The sequence below is a fragment of the Sphingomonas mesophila genome (assembly GCF_003499275.1).
Classification (GTDB): domain Bacteria; phylum Pseudomonadota; class Alphaproteobacteria; order Sphingomonadales; family Sphingomonadaceae; genus Sphingomicrobium; species Sphingomicrobium mesophilum.
In genome coordinates this window covers 928,435-942,718 of sequence record NZ_QWDF01000001.1, presented here as the reverse complement: position 1 = coordinate 942,718, position 14,284 = coordinate 928,435, and the positions used below count along the sequence as shown (strand labels likewise).

General features: G+C 68.0%; 18 protein-coding genes and 2 tRNA genes. 14 read left to right on the top strand and 6 right to left on the bottom strand.

The features are described from left to right. Positions 1-4 precede the first annotated feature (4 nt). Positions 5-820, top strand: coding sequence for a hypothetical protein (locus tag D0Z60_RS04910; protein WP_118857216.1), 816 nt, complete (start codon positions 5-7; stop codon positions 818-820). A 9-nt stretch (positions 821-829) separates the two neighbouring features. Here D0Z60_RS04910 and D0Z60_RS04905 read toward each other — a convergent pair whose 3' ends face one another. After that, positions 830-1,522 (bottom strand): Crp/Fnr family transcriptional regulator, encoded by a 693-nt coding sequence (locus tag D0Z60_RS04905; protein WP_162888081.1) that lies wholly within the window; start codon positions 1,520-1,522, stop codon positions 830-832. A gap of 86 nt (positions 1,523-1,608) precedes the next feature. Further along, complete coding sequence (locus D0Z60_RS04900) at positions 1,609-2,061, bottom strand: HIT family protein (RefSeq protein WP_118857214.1); 453 nt, start codon at positions 2,059-2,061, stop codon at positions 1,609-1,611. Between the two features lie 111 nt (positions 2,062-2,172). Between D0Z60_RS04900 and D0Z60_RS04895 the strand changes: the two genes are divergently transcribed. From D0Z60_RS04895 to D0Z60_RS04855, 9 genes are all read left to right on the top strand, one after another. Further along, positions 2,173-2,249: transfer RNA gene (locus D0Z60_RS04895), tRNA-His, on the top strand. 35 nt (positions 2,250-2,284) lie between these two features. Next, on the top strand, positions 2,285-3,334 hold the full coding sequence (locus D0Z60_RS04890; protein WP_118857213.1) for a Glu/Leu/Phe/Val family dehydrogenase: 1,050 nt from the start codon (positions 2,285-2,287) through the stop codon (positions 3,332-3,334). A gap of 112 nt (positions 3,335-3,446) precedes the next feature. Further along, on the top strand, positions 3,447-4,169 hold the full coding sequence (locus D0Z60_RS04885) for a heme ABC transporter permease (RefSeq protein ID WP_118857212.1): 723 nt from the start codon (positions 3,447-3,449) through the stop codon (positions 4,167-4,169). Beyond that, on the top strand, positions 4,166-4,294 hold the full coding sequence (ccmD, locus tag D0Z60_RS04880; protein WP_118857211.1) for a heme exporter protein CcmD: 129 nt from the start codon (positions 4,166-4,168) through the stop codon (positions 4,292-4,294). The genes D0Z60_RS04885 and ccmD overlap by 4 nt, the downstream gene beginning before the upstream one ends. Next, positions 4,291-4,737: a cytochrome c maturation protein CcmE gene (gene ccmE, locus D0Z60_RS04875; protein WP_118857210.1), complete on the top strand. Its 447-nt coding sequence runs from the start codon at positions 4,291-4,293 to the stop codon at positions 4,735-4,737. Before ccmD ends, ccmE begins: the two co-directional genes overlap by 4 nt. Beyond that, a complete protein-coding gene (locus tag D0Z60_RS04870) occupies positions 4,734-6,650 on the top strand; it encodes a heme lyase CcmF/NrfE family subunit (RefSeq protein ID WP_118857209.1) in 1,917 nt (638 codons plus the stop codon). The genes ccmE and D0Z60_RS04870 overlap by 4 nt, the downstream gene beginning before the upstream one ends. A 97-nt stretch (positions 6,651-6,747) precedes the next feature. Then, on the top strand, positions 6,748-7,275 hold the full coding sequence (locus tag D0Z60_RS04865) for a DsbE family thiol:disulfide interchange protein (RefSeq protein WP_118857208.1): 528 nt from the start codon (positions 6,748-6,750) through the stop codon (positions 7,273-7,275). Beyond that, positions 7,272-7,670 carry a cytochrome c-type biogenesis protein gene (locus D0Z60_RS04860; protein ID WP_118857207.1) on the top strand — a complete coding sequence of 133 codons (399 nt, stop codon included), beginning with the start codon at positions 7,272-7,274 and terminating at the stop codon, positions 7,668-7,670. The genes D0Z60_RS04865 and D0Z60_RS04860 overlap by 4 nt, the downstream gene beginning before the upstream one ends. Further along, positions 7,667-8,290 carry a tetratricopeptide repeat protein gene (locus tag D0Z60_RS04855; RefSeq protein WP_118857206.1) on the top strand — a complete coding sequence of 208 codons (624 nt, stop codon included), beginning with the start codon at positions 7,667-7,669 and terminating at the stop codon, positions 8,288-8,290. The genes D0Z60_RS04860 and D0Z60_RS04855 overlap by 4 nt, the downstream gene beginning before the upstream one ends. Position 8,291: 1 nt before the next feature. Here the strand turns inward: D0Z60_RS04855 and ald are convergent, their stop codons facing one another. Further along, the gene (gene ald, locus D0Z60_RS04850; RefSeq protein WP_118857205.1) at positions 8,292-9,392 is read right to left on the bottom strand and encodes an alanine dehydrogenase; all 1,101 of its coding nucleotides are present in this window, start codon (positions 9,390-9,392) and stop codon (positions 8,292-8,294) included. A 188-nt stretch (positions 9,393-9,580) separates the two neighbouring features. Here ald and D0Z60_RS04845 point away from each other — a divergent pair, with 188 nt between their 5' ends. Genes D0Z60_RS04845 through D0Z60_RS04835 form a run of 3 tightly spaced genes read left to right on the top strand, consistent with a single transcriptional unit; the run spans position 9,581 to position 12,613 of the window. Then, complete coding sequence (locus D0Z60_RS04845; protein WP_118857204.1) at positions 9,581-11,515, top strand: potassium transporter Kup; 1,935 nt, start codon at positions 9,581-9,583, stop codon at positions 11,513-11,515. Between the two features lie 37 nt (positions 11,516-11,552). Beyond that, entirely contained in the window at positions 11,553-12,119 is a 567-nt protein-coding gene (locus D0Z60_RS04840) for a PRC-barrel domain-containing protein (protein WP_118857203.1), read from the top strand. Further along, positions 12,104-12,613: a 2'-5' RNA ligase family protein gene (locus tag D0Z60_RS04835; protein WP_118857202.1), complete on the top strand. Its 510-nt coding sequence runs from the start codon at positions 12,104-12,106 to the stop codon at positions 12,611-12,613. The genes D0Z60_RS04840 and D0Z60_RS04835 overlap by 16 nt, the downstream gene beginning before the upstream one ends. On the opposite strand, the gene D0Z60_RS04830 is transcribed toward D0Z60_RS04835, so the two are convergent. Further along, positions 12,610-13,020 carry a DUF3775 domain-containing protein gene (locus D0Z60_RS04830; protein WP_118857201.1) on the bottom strand — a complete coding sequence of 137 codons (411 nt, stop codon included), beginning with the start codon at positions 13,018-13,020 and terminating at the stop codon, positions 12,610-12,612. The two genes, D0Z60_RS04835 and D0Z60_RS04830, sit on opposite strands and share 4 nt — an antisense overlap. Before the next feature lie 132 nt (positions 13,021-13,152). On the opposite strand from D0Z60_RS04830, the gene D0Z60_RS04825 reads away from it, so the two are divergent. Continuing rightward, a tRNA-Met gene (locus D0Z60_RS04825) sits at positions 13,153-13,229 on the top strand. A 25-nt stretch (positions 13,230-13,254) separates the two neighbouring features. On the opposite strand, the gene D0Z60_RS04820 is transcribed toward D0Z60_RS04825, so the two are convergent. Together D0Z60_RS04820 and D0Z60_RS04815 are read right to left on the bottom strand one after the other, a co-directional pair. Continuing rightward, positions 13,255-13,617: an energy transducer TonB gene (locus D0Z60_RS04820; RefSeq protein ID WP_118857200.1), complete on the bottom strand. Its 363-nt coding sequence runs from the start codon at positions 13,615-13,617 to the stop codon at positions 13,255-13,257. Between the two features lie 77 nt (positions 13,618-13,694). Further along, positions 13,695-13,970 (bottom strand): WGxxGxxG family protein, encoded by a 276-nt coding sequence (locus D0Z60_RS04815; protein ID WP_118857199.1) that lies wholly within the window; start codon positions 13,968-13,970, stop codon positions 13,695-13,697. Between the last annotated feature and the right edge of the window lie 314 nt (positions 13,971-14,284).

Genomic DNA, 14,284 nt, shown 5'->3' with positions numbered 1-14,284 from the left:
TGCGATGTTCGCGCTTGAGTTCGGCCGATTGCGACGGCAAAATCGACCGATGTTGATTGCGTATTTAGCGGCGCTCTCGCAGGCCGCGCCGAGCGAACCTCAGCCAGTGTGGCAAGTGAACCAGCGCGAACGATTCTGTGTCGTGGTGCGCGAACGCACCGCTGAGCGGCCGGGTATCCTGCTCCAGGCTTACCCATTTTCCCCGTTCAACACGCTCGTCTTCATGGTGCCCAAGATCGGTGCGCATACCGGCAACGCTTCCGTGGATCTCTCGGTGCCCAGCCAGCGCTCCGCCGCGCCCAGCTATGCGAGCATTTTCGAGCCAGCCAAATCGGCCGACCGGCTCCTCAAGACCTCGATCGACGAGGATCAATTGGCCGCCGCCGCGGCGCAGGGCAGCCTCGGGATCACCGTCGCCAAGCGCGAAAACCACGTCTTGCCGCTACGCGGCTTCGGCAAGGTGATCAGCGCGCTGAAGGCTTGCGAGGAACGCGTCGCCGCCGCACTCGGGCTGGCGAAGACGTGGAGCCAAGACCCCATCGAGCGCGACGACTTCCGCGGCATGGTGCAGGCCGAAGATTATCCCGTCGAAATGGTTTCGGCGGGCGAACAGGCCAGCATCAGTCTGCTTTTGAAAATCGATGCGCAGGGTCGGATCGAGGACTGCAGGGCATATGAACTGCAGGGCGATCGTCGTTGGGAGAAAGTGGTCTGCCCGCTGTTACGCAAACGCGCCAAGATCACCCCGGCGCGCGACTTCGCTGGGCGTTCGGTGAGCAGCTACATGCTTACTCCCACGATACATTTTGTGATCGGCTGACGCGGCGACTTAGTCGAGATAACTCGGCTGGAAGCTGGCGACGCGGAGCATCTCGTTCCAGTCCATGAAGTGGATTTCGCGGCCGGTGCGCTTGATCAGGCCCTGGCGCTCGAGATCGGCGAACACGCGGTTGACGTTGACCGAGGTCTGGCCGGTGATGTCGGCGATCTGCTGCTGGGTGAACGGGTTGGCGAGCGGCTCCTTGGCCGGATCGATGCCGTAGCGGGTGACCGTCTCGGCGAGGAGATGCGCGACGCGCGCGGTCGAGTCGCGGCGGCCGCAATTGATCAGCCATTCGTAGCCGATCGATTCGTTGCGCTGGATCAGCCGCCAGAAATAGCGCGCCAGCTCGGGGTATTTCTCGATCAGCGGATCGAAGTCGGCTGCCTTGCCGACCAGCGCTTCACTCTTGACGATGGCCTGGATGCCGTAGGCCGCCTGGCCCTCGCGCGGCAGGATGCCTTCGCCGGGGAAACGCAGCGCGACGATCTGGCGGCGGCCGCCGGCGTCGGTCTTGTATTTCGAGACCAGACCGGAGGAGACGAAGATGACCTCGTCGCGCGCGGTGCCGGGCTCACGGAACGGGCGGCGCGGGTCGAGCTGAACCCGCCGCTGCGGCATCGCGTCGAGCGCGTCCGCGATCTCCGGCGAAAGGCCGGTCTCGACCAATTTGTCGCGCAAGGAAATCGGCCCTTGGCTCATCTGCTGAATTCGACTCACGCCCAAAGATTTCCGCTCCATATTAACACATCTTAATATCGGTGGTTACGCAAGTTATCTTTCTGTCTTCAACCGTCAACTTCGCCATGTCGCCGAGCGAACAGCGGACGCAGCGCGCCGACCATCGCCTCGACTTGGCCGGCATCGAGCGCCGTCGCCGAAGCGAGGTCCGGCGGGCCGGGCCAGCCTGCATCCGTGATCGAAATCCCCGCCAACGTCCGCTCTCCCGCATATCTCGGGATAACGTGGAAGTGAACGTCCGGGTCCACCATCATCAACATTAAGTAATTGATTTTATCGAAATTTACTGCGGAGCGAAGCGCCGTCTCGATGTCCGCGACGACCTCGGCCTGTTCGGCGAACGCTTCGACCGGCAGATCACCGTACGCGCGCGCATCGCCCTTCGCAGCGAGGACCAGCGAGCCGGCGGTGACCTGCGCCGGGCGCAGCAGCACCAGCCAGTGGCGGTATTCGCGGACGAGGGTGTCGGGAAATCCGAATTTGACGGCGGTCGGGTTCATCGGGGCGTCGCTTGCATCCTTTCCTGCTGGCCCTTAAGGAGCCGGCGCGCCAGCCGCCAGCGTTACCTGTCATTTCGCGACGGGGAGCCGACGCCGGGACCGGGCGCGATGGCGATCGTAGCTCAGCTGGTTAGAGCATCGGTTTGTGGTACCGAGGGTCGCGGGTTCAAGTCCCGTCGATCGCCCCATTGTTCGACGTCTTTTCCAGGAACGCACCGCGATCATGACGACCCCCTGGGGCTACCCCGATTTCGACGCGCACGAAGCGCTGCATTTCGTCACCGACGAGGCGAGCGGGCTGCGCGCGATCATCGCCATGCACTCGACCCATCTCGGCCCGGCCGCGGGCGGCACGCGCTTCTGGCATTATGCCGACGACAGCGAGGCGCTGACCGACGCGCTCCGGCTGTCGCGCGGGATGAGCTTCAAGAACGCCATGGCGGGCCTTCCGCTGGGCGGCGGCAAGGCGGTCATCCTGGCTGATAGCGACCGCACCAAGACGCCCGAGATGGTCGCCGCCTTCGGTCGGGCGGTCGACCGGCTCGGCGGCAATTACGTCACCGCCGAGGATGTCGGGATGAGCGTTGCCGACATGACCGCGATCGCACAGCAGACCAAGTTCGTCGCCGGCCTGCCGGTGGCGGGCGGAGCGGTCGGCGGCGACCCTGGGCCGCATACCGCGCTTGGCGTGTTCCTGGGTATCAAGGCGGCGGTTCGCCGTGCGCTCGGCAAGGATAGCCTGGCGGGTCTGCACATCGCGCTGCAGGGCGCGGGCAGCGTCGCCGGCGGCGTTGCGCGCCATGCCGCGGCCGAGGGCGCGAGGCTGACCATCGCCGACGTCGCCGCCGATCGCGCGCAGGCGCTGGCGGCGGAGACCGGGGCGACGGTGGTGGGCCCGAGCGAGATCATGACGGTCGCGGCCGACGTGTTCAGCCCCAACGCGCTGGGCGCGATCCTGACGGAGCAATCGATCGCGGCACTGAACGCGCCGATCGTGGCGGGCGGAGCGAACAACCAGCTGGCGACGCCGGCCGACGGTGAGCGGCTGCAGGCGCGCGGTATCCTCTACGCGCCGGACTATGTCATCAACGCCGGCGGGATCATCAACGTCTCGACCGAATATGTCGGCGACGGCGGGCCCGACCTGGTGCGCTCGCGGATCGAGGCGATCCCGGGCCGGCTCGAGCAGATCTGGGCCGAGAGCGAAAGCAGCGGCCGCGACCCCGCCGCGGTGGCCGACGCGATGGCGCTTCGGCTGATCGGGCGCGGGTAGGGGACAAGCCGTCGCCCCAGCGCAGGCTGGGGCCCATGCACTCAAACCGCGCGGCATGGATGCCAGCCTTCGCTGGCATGACGGGATGACAGGAAGTAGACGTTCGGAGCCGATGCACGCCCTCGCCAATCCCGCCCGCTTCCTGAGGATCGCGCGTCCCGCGACCGGGTGGTGCTTGTGGCTTGGGCTGGCGCTGGTGGCGGCGGGCGTTGCGGGCGGGCTGTTCGTCACGCCGCCGGACTATCTGCAGGGCGACAGCGCGCGGATCCTCTACATCCATGTTCCCGCCGCGTGGCTCGGTATGGGCACGTGGAGCGGGCTTGCAGCGGCCGCGCTGATGCAATTGGTGTGGCGCCATCCGCTTGCCGCGATCGCCGGGCGCGCGATCGCTCCGGTCGGGGCGATGTTCGCCTTCATCTGCCTCGCCACCGGCTCGATCTGGGGCCGCCCGACGTGGGGCACGTGGTGGGAGTGGGACGGTCGGCTGACCTCGATGCTGATCCTGTTCTTCCTCTACCTCGGCTACATCGGCCTCGCCGCCGCCGAGCGCGAGCGCGGCAGCGAGGGGCGAATGGCGGCGCTGTTCGCGCTGGTCGGGCTGGTCAATCTGCCGATCATCCATTTTTCGGTGAAGTGGTGGCGAACGCTGCACCAGGGGACGTCGATCAGCTTTACCGGCGGCGGATCGAGCATTGCCGACGAGATGGCGTGGCCCCTGTACCTGACGGTGCTCGGTTTTACCCTGCTGTTCGCGGCGATCGTGCTGATGCGGATGCGCGCCGAGCTGGCGACGGTGCGGATGGAAGCGCGACTTCGTCGGAGGGCTGCGCAGTGAACCACTGGCCGTTCGTCATCGCCGCTTATGCGATCGCGCTGGGCGGCACGCTCGCGCTGCTGGTAGCGTCATGGCGGGCGATGCGCCGGGCCGAAGCTGCCGCCGAGGCGACCGAGCGGCGATGAGCTTCAAGCCCAAGCACCAGCGGCTGGTCCTGGCGCTGAGCGCGCTGGTCGCGCTGATCGGCGCGGCGCTGCTCGCGATGTGGGGGCTGAAGGATCGCGCGGCTTATTTCGTGACCCCGAGCGACATCGCCGCGGGGAAGGTCGCGGCGGGCGAGCCGCTGCGGCTCGGCGGGATGGTCGCGTCGGGCTCGCTGCGCCAGCTTGGCGACGGGGTGACTCTGCGCTTCGTGGTCACCGACGGCAAGCACCAGACGGTGACCAGCTTTCGCGGCATCCCGCCGTCGCTGTTCAAGGAAGGCAGTGGGGTGGTCGCCGAGGGGCGGCTAAAGGACGGGACGTTCGTCGCCGACAACATCCTCGCCAAGCATGACGAGCGCTACATGCCGCCGCAGCTCGGCAACGAGGTCGCGACTCATGCCGCCGAGCGGACGGTGGCGCAGTGATCGCCGAAGCCGGGCTCGCCGCCCTCTATCTCGCCGCCGCGCTGGCATTGATGCAATTGGCGGTGAGCCTGGTGCCGGCGCTCGCCCCGCAGGCAGCGCAGGTCGCGCGGCCGCTGGCGCTGGCGCAGGGGTTGCTGACAGCCGCTGCGTTCGCCTGCCTGATCGTGCTGTTTGTGCGCACCGACCTCAGTGTCGCGCTGGTCGCGGCCAACAGCCACAGCGCCAAGCCGCTGCTGTACCGATTCGCCGGCACGTGGGGCAACCACGAGGGCTCGATGCTGCTGTGGGTGACCGTGCTCGCCTTGTCGGGGGCGCTGCTGGCGGTGGCGTCGCGCGGGATCCCGGAGCGGATGCTCGGCGCGACATTGGGCGCACAGGCAGCGCTGGCGCTCGGTTTCTATGCCTTCCTGCTGCTCGCCTCCAACCCGTTCGCCCGGCTCGATCCGGCGCCTGTGGAAGGGCAGGGGCTCAACCCATTGCTTCAGGACCCGGGCTTGGCCTTCCACCCTCCGACCCTCTACCTCGGCTATGTCGGGCTGTCGGTGGCGTTCAGCCTGGCGGTCGGCGCGCTGATCACGCGCGATGTCGGGCCGGTGTTGGCGCGGGCGATGCGGCCGTGGGTGCTGGGCTCGTGGGTGTTCCTGACGGTCGGAATCGCGGCGGGCAGCTATTGGGCCTACTACGAGCTCGGCTGGGGCGGCTGGTGGTTCTGGGACCCGGTCGAGAATGCCTCGCTGATGCCGTGGCTGGCGGCGACCGCGCTGCTGCATTCGGTCAGCGTGCTCGCCGCGCGCGGGGGCTTGCGCACCTGGACGATGATGCTCGCGGTGGTCGCCTTCTCGATGTCGATGGTCGGCACGTTCCTGGTGCGCTCGGGAATCCTGACCTCGGTTCACGCCTTCGCGGTCGACCCGACTCGCGGCGGGTTCATCCTCGCCTTGCTGCTGATCTACGTCGGCGGAGCGCTGGCGCTGTTCGCGTGGCGCGCACCGGCGGTCGGCGAGGGCGCGCGCTTCGCTTTGGTCAGCCGCGAGGGCGCGCTGGTGCTCAACAATCTGTTGCTGAGCGTCATCCTCGCGGTGGTGTTCCTGGGCACACTCTATCCGCTGATGGTCGAGGCGGCGACGGGCGAGAAACTGTCGGTCGGCCCGCCCTATTTCGACGCCGTCGTCGGCCCGCTGGCCCTGCTGCTGATGCTGCTGCTAGTCGTCGGGCCGCTGCTGCGCTGGCGACGGCACGAGGCGCCGCTCACGAAATGGGTCGCGCCGTCGCTGCTGGCGGGAGTGGCGACGCTGGCCGCGACGATCATCCTCGCGCCCGACATCTCGCTGCTGTCGCGGCTCGGGCTTGTGCTCGGCGTGGCGCTGGTGCCGGCCAGCCTGATGCCGCTCGCCGGCCGATCGCTGCGCCGGACTCCGCTCGCCACCTGGGGCATGGCGATCGCCCACCTCGGGGTTGCGGTGAGCGTCATCGGCATGGCCAGCGACAGCGCCTTTTCACGCGAGCGGCTGGCCGCCGCCCGGCCCGGCGAGCAGCTGGCGGTCGGGCCTTGGCTGGTGGCGTTCAATTCGGTCACGCCGGTCGCCGGTCCCAACTGGACCGCGATCGAGGCCGAGCTGGCGGTCACCCAGGGTGGTTCGGAGCGGGTGCTGAAGCCGCAGGCGCGGACTTTTACCTCGCCGGTGACCGAAACCAGCGAGGTCGCCATCGCCACCGCCTGGAACGGCCAGCTCTACACCGTGCTCGGGCGCCAGAGCGGCCAGCGCTGGCAGCTGAGGCTGTGGTGGAAGCCGTTCGTCACCCTGATCTGGCTCGGCGCCGGGCTGATCGCGCTCGGTGGGCTGGTGTCGCTGATCGGGCGCGGCTGGACCAATCGCCGAACGCGCCGCCGGCTGGCGGAGGCCGAGCTGTGAAGCGCGCGCTGCTGCTCGTGCCGCTGGCGATCCTCGCGCTGATCGGGCGCGGGTGGACCAATCGCCGCACGCGCCGGCGGCTGGCGGAGGCCGAGCTGTGAAGCGCGCGCTGCTGCTCGTGCCGCTGGCGATCCTCGCGCTGTTCGTGGCGGCGGCACTGTGGCGGCTGTCGAGCCCGCCCGACCCGACCATCCGCTCGCGGCTTGCCGGGCAGCCGTTGCCAGCGTTCAGCCTGCCCGCCGCCGTGCCCGGCCGCCCCGCGCTCGACTCCGCCGCCTTCGCAGACGGCCAGCCGCGATTGCTCAACCTGTTCGCCAGCTGGTGCGTGCCGTGCATCGCCGAGGCGCCGATGCTGCTCGAGCTCGAGCGACGCGGCGTGACCATCGAGGCGATCGCCGTGCGCGACCGGCCCGAGGATGTCGCGCGGTTCCTGCAACGCCACGGCGACCCGTTCCGGCGCATCGGCCTCGACACGGCGAGCAAGGTCCAGCTCAGCCTCGGCTCGGCGGGCGTTCCGGAGAGCTTCGTGATCGATGGCCGCGGAATCATCCGCTACCAGCATGTCGGGGTGATCACGGCGAAGGATCTGCCGGTGCTGATGGCCGAGCTGGAGAAAGCGCGATGATCCGCTTCGCGCTGCTGTTCCTGCTCGCCGCGCCGGCGCTTGCCGACAGCAATCTGCCGCCGTCGCCGTGGGCCGACCGCCAGCTGCCCGATGCGCGGCAGGAGTCGGCCGCGCTCGCGCTGATGCAGGACATCCGCTGCCTGGTCTGCCAGGGCCAGTCGGTCGCCGACAGCGATGCGGAGATGGCTGGCGACATGCGCGCCCTGATCCGCGAGCGAATTGCCGCCGGGGAGCAGCCCGCGGCAGTGCGGACATGGCTGATCGAGCGCTATGGCGACTGGGTCAGCTTCGACCCGCCGGTGAAGCCGCTGACCTGGCCGTTGTGGGCCGGGCCGCTCCTGCTGCTCGCCGCGGGGGGCTGGCTCGCGGCGCGCAAGCTAAGGAGGCGGCGATGAGCGGGTTGCTGCTGGTCCTGCTGCTCGCGTTCCTCGCACTCGGCGTGATGCGGGTCGCGGGCTTGCGCGGCGGGATGCTGACCTTTGCCGCGGCGGCGCTGATGGTCGGCGCGGCCGGCTATGCGCTCGGCGGACGACCGGGGCTTGCGGGAAGCCCGCGCGCCGAGCGCGCCACGTCCGCGGCGCCGATCTCGCTGGCCGCCGTGCGACTTTTGTTCTTCGGCAATTTCAACGGCTCGGACCATTGGCTGATGCTGGCGGATTCGCTCGCCCGGCGCGGCAAGACCCAGGATGCGGTCGGGATCCTGCAATCGGGAGTGCGCGCCCACCCGCGCGATTACACCTTGTGGGTCGGGCTCGGGAATGCGCTGACCGATCATGCGCGCGGGATCACGCCGGCGGCGCGTTTCGCCTTTGCCCACGCGCGCGAGATCGCGCCGCAATCGCCGGCACCCGATTATTTCGAGGGGCTGGCGCTGCTCCGCTCGGGCGACCCAGCGACGGCCCTGGCGCTCTGGCGCGCGGTGCTCGAGCGCACGCCACAGAACGCGCAATATCGCCCGCTGGTCGCCGACGGCGTGGGCCTGATCGAACGCATGGCCGCGGCGCCGGCGCGCTAGCTCAGGCGGGCACGAATTCGAGGCCGAGCGCCTCGGCAACCGGCTCGTTGCGGATCTTGCCGCCCGACACGTTGAGCCCGGCCGCGAGATGCGGGTCGGCAGCCATCGCCGCGTCGGCGCCGAGATTGGCGAGCTTGAGGATGAATGGCAGGGTCGCATTGTTGAGTGCGAAGGTGCTGGTGCGGGCGACCGCGCCGGGCATGTTGGCGACGCAATAATGGATGACGCCATCGATCTCGTAGACCGGGTCCTCGTGGGTCGTCGCGCGCGACGTTTCAAAGCAGCCGCCCTGGTCGATCGCGATATCGACCAGCACGCTGCCGCGCTTCATCGTCTTGAGCTGGTCGCGCGTGACCAGCTTGGGCGCAGCGGCGCCCGGCACTAGCACCGCGCCGATCACCAGCTCGGCTTCCTGGATCGCCTGGGCGATTGCCGCCTTGGACGCGAAGGCGGTCTTGATCTGGCTGCCGAAGTGCATGTCGAGCTCGGCCAACCGGTCGTTGTTGATGTCGTAGATGGTGACGTCAGCACGCTGGCCGGTGGCCATTTGCGCGGCGTTGATGCCGGCGACACCCCCGCCGAGGATCGCGACCTTTGCTGGCGCCACTCCGGGCACGCCGCCAAGCAGCACGCCGCGGCCGCCCTGTTCCTTTTCGAGATAGTGCGCGCCGACTTGGATCGACATGCGGCCGGCGACTTCACTCATCGGCTTCAACAGCGGCAGCGCGCCGCCGTCCGAGGTCACGGTTTCGTAGGCGATGCAGGTCGCGCCGCTGTCCATCAGGCCCTTGGCCTGGTCGGGATCGGGGGCAAGGTGTAAATACGTGAAGAGCAGGTGACGCTTTTCGAGCATCGCGATCTCGCTCGCCTGCGGCTCCTTGACCTTGACGATCATCTCGGCGGTTTTGAACACCGCGGCGGCGTCCGGCAGGATGGTCGCGCCGACCTTTTCATAGGCCTTGTCGGAAAAATCGATGCCCATTCCGGCGCGGGTTTCGACGAACACTTCGTGCCCGGCGGCGGTCAGTTCGGCGACGCTCGCCGGGGTCATGCCGACGCGATATTCGTGGTTCTTGATCTCTTTCGGCACGCCGACACGCATCGTCACACTCCTGATCGGGCAAGGCATAAGGGAATGGGCGGGCCTATAGACCGCTTTCGCGGCCGATTGCAGCGCCTTTTTGCGCGCGCGCACCGGCGGTGCAGCCAAGTGGTGAGACAATCGTTGAGCCGTGCGCGATGCGGGTCTAAGGCGTCCCGCCGCCGACCGGCGGGAGCGATGGAACCCAAATGACCGTAACCGCGACCGGCACCGCCGAAATCGACACGCCGACCAACGACACCCACGCCCACGGATCGCTCGCCAAGCTGATCCTCGGCGCGACCGGGATCGTGTTCGGCGACATCGGCACCTCGCCGATCTACGCCTTCCGCGAGACCTTCGCCGGTCACCACGTCCTCGCGCCCGATGCGCTGCACGTCTACGGCATCCTCAGCCTGATCTTCTGGTCGATGATGATCGTCGTGACGCTGAAATACGTCTCGATCATCATGCTCGCCGACAACAAGGGCGAGGGCGGCAGCCTGGCGCTGCTGGCGCTGATCAATCGCTCGACCACCGGCAAACGGCGCTGGACCGCGGGCATCGTCATGCTCGGCGTGTTCGCGACCGCGCTGTTCTATGGCGATTCGATGATTACTCCGGCGATCTCGGTGCTGTCCGCGGTGGAAGGACTGACGACGGTCAATCCGGACTTCCAGCGCTGGGTCATTCCACTTGCGGTGACGATTTTGGTCGGACTGTTCGCGATCCAGAAGCGCGGCACGGCGCGGGTCGGGATGCTGTTCGGCCCGGTCATGCTGGCCTATTTCGCGACCCTGGCGGTGCTGGGCGTGATGCACATCCTCGATCACCCGCAGGTCATCGCGGCAATGTTCAATCCGCTCAACGCCGCGAAATTCTTCTACCTCGAGCCGGGCCGGGCGTTCATCGCCATGGGCTCGGTGGTGCTGGCGATCACCGGCGCCGAGGCGCTTTATGCCGACATGGGCCACTTCGGCCGCCGCCCGATCAAATACAGCTGGCTGATGCTGGTGATGCCGGCGCTGCTGCTCAACTACATGGGGCAGGGGGCGATGCTGCTCGCCCAGACCCCGGAAATGGCGGCGGCGACGGTCAAGAACCCGTTCTTCTTCCTCGCGCCCGACGGGCTCCGGCTGCCGCTGGTGATCCTGGCGACGATGGCGACGATCATCGCCAGCCAGGCGGTCATTTCGGGCGCCTTCTCGGTCACCCAGCAGGCGATCCAGCTCGGCTTCATCCCGCGCTTGCGGATCCTCCACACCAGCGAGACCGCGGCTGGGCAGATCTACATTCCGCTGATCAACTGGGCGCTGCTGGCGATGGTCATCCTGCTGGTCGTCATGTTCCAGTCGTCGTCCAACCTCGCCGCGGCCTATGGCATCGCGGTGACCGGGGCGATGGCGATCGACACGGTGCTGCTCGCGGTCGTCTTCTTCAGCCTGTGGAAATGGCCGGCGTGGAAGGCGATTCCGCTGATCGCGTTGTTCGCGCTGATCGACTTCGCCTACTTCGGCGCGAACCTGCTCAAGGTGCCCGACGGCGGCTGGTTCCCGCTGCTGGTCGGCGCGATCATCTTCACCTTCCTCACCACCTGGGCGGCGGGCCGCAAGCTGATGCTCGACCGGATGAAGGAGGCCTCGCTGCCGATCGACGTGTTCGTCAAATCGGCGTCGAGCAGCGCCGCGCGGGTGCCCGGCACGGCGGTGTTCATGACCAGCTCGGCGCAGGGCGTGCCGCACGCGCTGCTGCACAATTTGAAGCACAACAAGGTGCTGCACGAGCGGGTGTTCCTGCTGACGGTGAAGATCGAGGACGTGCCCTATGTCGCGGAGGACAAGCGCATCGAGACCAAGGAGCACGGCAGCGGCTTCTACCGGATCATCATCCGCTACGGCTTCATGGAAGAGATCAACGTGCCGCGCGAGCTGGCGGCGATCGAGGATTGCGGGACGACCTGCCGGATGATCGACACCAGCTTCTTCCTGTCGCGCCAGACTCTGATCGCCTCGCCCAAGCCTGGGATGGCGATCTGGCGCGAACGGCTGTTCTCGTGGATGCTGCGCAACGCCGAAAGCGCGATGGAGTTCTTCAAGCTGCCGACCAACCGCGTGGTCGAACTCGGCAGCCAGGTCGAGATCTAGCGCGGGAACAGGCGAGAGCGCCGCCGGTTGGGCGCGGATGGAAAGCCTCGCCTCATGGGTCGCGCCGGTCGCGACCACCATCGCCGCCTTGATGACCGCCTCCAACCTCGGCTCGCGCGTGACCGGCTGGGGGTTCGCGGTGTTCCTGATCGGCTCGATCGCGTGGGGCACGCTCGGCGTCGTCACCGACCAGCCGAACCTGGTATGGCAGAACGCAATCCTTTCGGCGCTGAACATCTTCGGAATGTGGCGCTGGCTCGGTCGGCAGCAGCAGATCGAGGAGGGGGCCGGCAAGGCCGCGGCAGCGAGTCAGGCCGCGCCGAGCGAGACGCTATTCCCGGCAAGCCAATTGTCGAGCGCGGAAGTCACCGCCAACGACGGCGCCTCGCTCGGCAAGGCGGTCGACGCGATGGTCGGCTGTGCGTCTGGCCGGATCGCCTATGTCGTGGTCGCCGAGGGTGGCGTGGCGGGGGTCGGGGAGACGCTGCGGCGGGTCGATTGGGACCAGCTTGCCGCCGACGCCGACGGGCTGACCGCGCACTTCGCCACCCCCGCGTTCGCCAATCTGCCCAAGCTCGAGCGCGATCGTTGGCCGGCGCGCTGATCGTCACCGCCGAACTCGGGCCGGCCGACTTCGCCTGGCTCGACGGCCAGCGCCGCGCCTATTTCCCGCCGGAGCGCAACCAGCTCGCCGCGCACCTTACCATGTTCCACGCGCTGCCGCCGGGCTCGCTCGACGAGGTCCGCGGGCGGCTTGCCGAGCTGGCGCGCAATCCGCCGCCGCGCGCCACGATCGCCGGCCTGCTCAACCTCGGCCGCGGGGTCGCCTATCGGGTCGTCGCGCCAGAGCTGGAAGCGATGCGCGGAGAGCTTGCGGAAGCATTCCACGGACTGCTCAGCGCCCAGGACGCCGCCGGGTGGCGGCCGCACGTCACGATCCAGAACAAGGTCGAGCCGGCGGTGGCGCGCAAGCTGCTGTCCGAGCTCGAGCGGGATTTCACGCCGCGTGGCCTCGCCATCCCGGCGCTCCAAGTTCACGAATATCTCGGCGGGCCGTGGGCGCCGCTCGGGCGCTGGCCGTTCCGCGGGAGACGCTAGGCGAGCTCGCCCATTTCCGCGCAGCTGAGGTCGAATGCCGCCAGCCCGGCTTCGAGCACCGAGGCCATCATCGGCAGCTCGAGCAGTTCCTCGACCTGGTTGCCTTCCTCGGCAGCGGCCTCGAGCGCCTCGCTCCATTCCGACGCGTCATAGGTTCCGGCGCCGACCCAGCAGAACGCCAGCACTTCGGCGATCTGGTCGTCGGCGAGGTCATCTAGGATCCCGCGAAGCTCTTCCTCGACGCTCGAATTGACCTCGTCGTCGAGCACCGACAGCGCTTCCTCGCCGGTGTCGTCAATATTGTCGGGCTCCTCGTCGTCGTCATAACCGCTCGGCACCTGCGCCTCATATTCGCGGGCGCGCAGGATGATCCGGCACAGGGTCTCGAGCGGTGTCGACGGTTCCATGTTCGCCCTTTCGTCTTTGCCTCGCTCAACGAGGGCGCGCACTGGCGGTTCCAAGGCGTTGGCGAGGGCGCGTTGACCGCTCGGACAAGCGTTCGTATATGCCCGCCCGCCACGGCCGTATACGGCATCAGGGGCGGAGTAGCTCAGCTGGTTAGAGCAGCGGAATCATAATCCGCGTGTCGGGGGTTCAAGTCCCTCCTCCGCTACCATTCCAATCAATGACAGGCAGCTCGCCTATAGGCGAAGACCGCGTGCGTCGCGCGGGTCCTTCTTGCGCTTGAGCGCACCCAATTCCCAGGTGATCGGTGGAGCGACGATCTCGGCCTCGATCGGCCGCCCGGCATCGTCGGTCGCCGGCTGGAACCGTGCCCGCGAGACCATCAGCCGGCAGGTCGCAACGTCGAGTGCTCGGCTGGCGCTCTTGACGATCGAGCATTCGGTGACCCGGCCCTCCGGGGAGATCCGGAGCTTGACCTGAACTACGCCTTCTTCCTGCTTGCGAACGGCTTCTGCAGGATAGTCGTCGGCGCTGAAGAGCGCGGTCTGGGCGGACAGAGGAGCGGCGACGAGCGCGGCGGAGAGCAGCAGGATACGCATCACCCGCAGTAGGATAGCGGCGCGGCGCCGGGTTGGAGAAGGCCAGGACTGCCGCGAAGCAGCCCCGGCCCGATCGATCACATGCGGTTGTTGGGGTTATTCGGGTCGTTGGTGGTCGTGCGGCGGCGGACGTCGACGTCGTCGTCGCGGCGCTTCAGGCCGAGCAGGCCGGCCAGGCCGAGCAGGCCGAGCCAGCCCCACTTGCCGTCATCGCCATCGTCGTCGTCGTCTTCGACCATCGGCGCGACGTCGACCGCCGGGTCGGTGGTGGTGGCAGTCTGGGCGGTGGCGACCGCGCTGGCCGAAAGCAGCGCCGCGCCGACGGCGGCAAGGGTGTGCGATTTACGGATCATTTCCCTGTTCTCCAACTGAAACAAGAAGTTGCCGTAGCGGCAGCTTCTGACCGGCCAACCGCTTGGGGCCGGACTCGTTCCGCCGGGAGGGCACGGACGGGCGTGCAAAAACGCCCGGACCTCTCGGCCCGGGCGTCCTTGCGTGACGATTGCTCGTCAGCCCCCTTGGAGTCCTGAAGCGCCGGCTCTTAACGGCGGCTCCAATCCCGATCGGCTCCCTGAAGGCCGTCCGGTTGCCGACCTATCCCTCTCGAAGACACGCTTGTCACGCCGCAAACCGTGCCGACCGGGCATTTTGCCACACCCTGTTGCGG

Coding starts and splice junctions, on each gene's coding strand:
- D0Z60_RS04890 (WP_118857213.1), top strand. CDS start 2,285: ATGACGACCCCCTGGGGCTACCCCGATTTCGACGCGCACGAAGCGCTG.
- D0Z60_RS04905 (WP_162888081.1), bottom strand. CDS start 1,522: ATGAGCCAAGGGCCGATTTCCTTGCGCGACAAATTGGTCGAGACCGGC.
- D0Z60_RS04910 (WP_118857216.1), top strand. CDS start 5: ATGTTCGCGCTTGAGTTCGGCCGATTGCGACGGCAAAATCGACCGATG.
- D0Z60_RS04900 (WP_118857214.1), bottom strand. CDS start 2,061: ATGAACCCGACCGCCGTCAAATTCGGATTTCCCGACACCCTCGTCCGC.
- D0Z60_RS04830 (WP_118857201.1), bottom strand. CDS start 13,020: ATGGAACCGTCGACACCGCTCGAGACCCTGTGCCGGATCATCCTGCGC.
- D0Z60_RS04845 (WP_118857204.1), top strand. CDS start 9,581: ATGACCGTAACCGCGACCGGCACCGCCGAAATCGACACGCCGACCAAC.
- D0Z60_RS04820 (WP_118857200.1), bottom strand. CDS start 13,617: ATGCGTATCCTGCTGCTCTCCGCCGCGCTCGTCGCCGCTCCTCTGTCC.
- D0Z60_RS04855 (WP_118857206.1), top strand. CDS start 7,667: ATGAGCGGGTTGCTGCTGGTCCTGCTGCTCGCGTTCCTCGCACTCGGC.
- D0Z60_RS04860 (WP_118857207.1), top strand. CDS start 7,272: ATGATCCGCTTCGCGCTGCTGTTCCTGCTCGCCGCGCCGGCGCTTGCC.
- D0Z60_RS04815 (WP_118857199.1), bottom strand. CDS start 13,970: ATGATCCGTAAATCGCACACCCTTGCCGCCGTCGGCGCGGCGCTGCTT.
- D0Z60_RS04840 (WP_118857203.1), top strand. CDS start 11,553: ATGGAAAGCCTCGCCTCATGGGTCGCGCCGGTCGCGACCACCATCGCC.
- ald (WP_118857205.1), bottom strand. CDS start 9,392: ATGCGTGTCGGCGTGCCGAAAGAGATCAAGAACCACGAATATCGCGTC.
- ccmE (WP_118857210.1), top strand. CDS start 4,291: ATGAGCTTCAAGCCCAAGCACCAGCGGCTGGTCCTGGCGCTGAGCGCG.
- D0Z60_RS04885 (WP_118857212.1), top strand. CDS start 3,447: ATGCACGCCCTCGCCAATCCCGCCCGCTTCCTGAGGATCGCGCGTCCC.